Below are 2,145 nucleotides of genomic sequence, written 5' to 3' on the forward strand. Positions count from 1 at the left end.
TCTTTTACCATTGCTTGTAATCTTTTACCATTGCTTGTAAGGTACCCCTAAGATTTTCAAGGAATTGGTTGTGTTTAATCAGATTTAAGGTATGGGTAGACAGTTCTCTACTTTTAACCTCCAGCAACTGTTTAAGATTTTGCTCTTCGAGCTGAAGATTTTTGAGCGCCAGACTGGTCATATCATGCTCTATTGCTTTCTGCCGCGCCAGCATCTGTTGATCTCTTAATTTTAACCTTTGTCTGCTAAAAATAACAAATCCCAAAACAACCAATAATATGACTACAATTGTGGCAGAAAAAGCAATGATCCTGTTCACCTTCCGATCGTTTTTCAGTTTATTTATCTCATCCGATTTTTTATTGATATCGTAAAGCACCTGCAAAAAAGCTACCTGCCGGGCACCGTCTTCCGAATACAGATCGATCGTGTATTTATAGCCAAGTTTTACATAGTGGTAGGCGCTGTCCATGTTGTTCAACAGTTCGAATGCCTTGCCCAAATCTCTGCAGCAGGAGCTTAACTGATAGATATTACCCATCTTTTCGGCCAGTTTCAACGCTGTTTCGGTTAGCACAATACTTTCCTTGTACCGGCCTGTTTTACGGAGGATATCGCCCAAATTATTAATGACCTCGATACTCCCGAGGTCATTATGATCTTCCTGATATAAATTTAGAGACTGTTTAAAATGCACATAAGCAGAATCGTAACGCTCCAGATCTTCATATATACTGCCCAGGTTTTCGTGTATTTTTGCCGCCCCACTTTTATCATTAACCTGCCCGTTTATTTTTAAAGCGAGCTTTTGATAGTAAAATGCACTGTCGTAAAGTTGCCTTTTTTCGTATAACTGCCCAATATTGCCCAAAACGGTTGCCTGTCCGGTTAAGTTATTCGATCTTTTATAGATACCGATGGCTTTGTTATAGCTATGCATAGCCTTGTCTTTCTGCTTCATATAATAGTAGAGCACGCCCGCATCGTTAAGGTTGGCTGCCAATAAAAGCGATTGATTGGCATTGTTGAATATTTTATCGGCTTTTAAAAAGAACTCTAACGATTGACTGAAATGCCCTTGTGTATAACAAATCTTACCCATCTGCTGCAAACATTTGCCTTCTAAAAGCTCATCATTGTCATCGATAGATTTGGCGTATATTTTTTTTAATTGAGCCAGGGCTGCAGTCGGATCTTTTTGATTCAGGGCAATAATCGATTCGAATTTTTCTTCCTGGGCAATCGCGTTCGAAATAAAAAGCAGAAAAAGTACAAGAACACTAAAGGGTTTGGTCATGTTAAAAGCATCTATATCAGGCAATGCTGAACAAAGTAAGAGCGTATATGTTAAGTTAAGGTTAAGTTGAAAAATTAACTGATAGTGATGAATCCCAAATCTAAATTCAAAACCTATTTTATATTAGTCCATTAAGTGATATTTTGTAATTTAGTAGTAAAACCTATTGATATGAATATTACCTATGAGATAGGTGTTATCCCTACACCAGAAGAAGTAATTGAACTATTTGTCCAGGCCGGACTTAAAAGGCCAACTGAACCAGAAAGAATAGCATTGATGTTAAAAAATGCAGACTTATTGGTTACGGCCTGGCAGGAAGATAAACTTGTTGGTATTTCCAGAACCATTACCGATTGGGTCTGGTGCGCTTACCTCGCAGATCTAGCAGTATTTACAGATTTAAAAAGTTCGGGAATAGGCAAAGAAATGATTGCTATTACACGTCAAAAACTCGGAGATCAATGTATGCTTCTTCTCTTATCAGTACCTACTGCTTTTGATTATTACCCTAAAGTGGGTTTTAACAAAGAAGATCGCGCTTTTAGTATCGAACGGATAAAATAATTTCGAAATATGAAAAAAATTATTCTAAACCTTGCCGTTACGCTTGATGGCTACATTGAAGGACCTAATGGAGAAATTGATTGGTGTATTATGGATGGCGATGCCAATTTTAACGATTTTTTAGATGGCATAGATTCTATTTTTTATGGACGAATCAGCTATGATCTCTGGGGAAATTACCAGCCTGGAGAAGAAGAGGATGAATTGATGAAATCGATCTCCGAAAACATTAACAGCAAGAAAAAATATATTTTTTCGCAAACCAAAATCAGCGATGATAC

General features: G+C 37.4%; 3 protein-coding genes. 2 read left to right on the plus strand and 1 reads right to left on the minus strand.

The window, feature by feature from the left end:
• Positions 1-4 precede the first annotated feature (4 nt).
• Positions 5-1,297, minus strand: a complete 1,293-nt coding sequence (locus AC1DPQ_RS25800; RefSeq protein ID WP_477611316.1) for a tetratricopeptide repeat protein — start codon at positions 1,295-1,297, stop codon at positions 5-7.
• 171 nt (positions 1,298-1,468) lie between these two features.
• Here AC1DPQ_RS25800 and AC1DPQ_RS25805 point away from each other — a divergent pair, with 171 nt between their 5' ends.
• Together AC1DPQ_RS25805 and AC1DPQ_RS25810 are read left to right on the plus strand one after the other, a co-directional pair.
• Complete coding sequence (locus AC1DPQ_RS25805) at positions 1,469-1,864, plus strand: GNAT family N-acetyltransferase (protein WP_477585043.1); 396 nt, start codon at positions 1,469-1,471, stop codon at positions 1,862-1,864.
• 9 nt (positions 1,865-1,873) lie between these two features.
• Positions 1,874-2,145 (plus strand): dihydrofolate reductase family protein (locus AC1DPQ_RS25810; RefSeq protein WP_477611317.1); only part of this gene is annotated, 272 nt, incomplete at its 3' end.

The organism is Pedobacter sp. 01T416_2 (genome assembly GCF_056398925.1).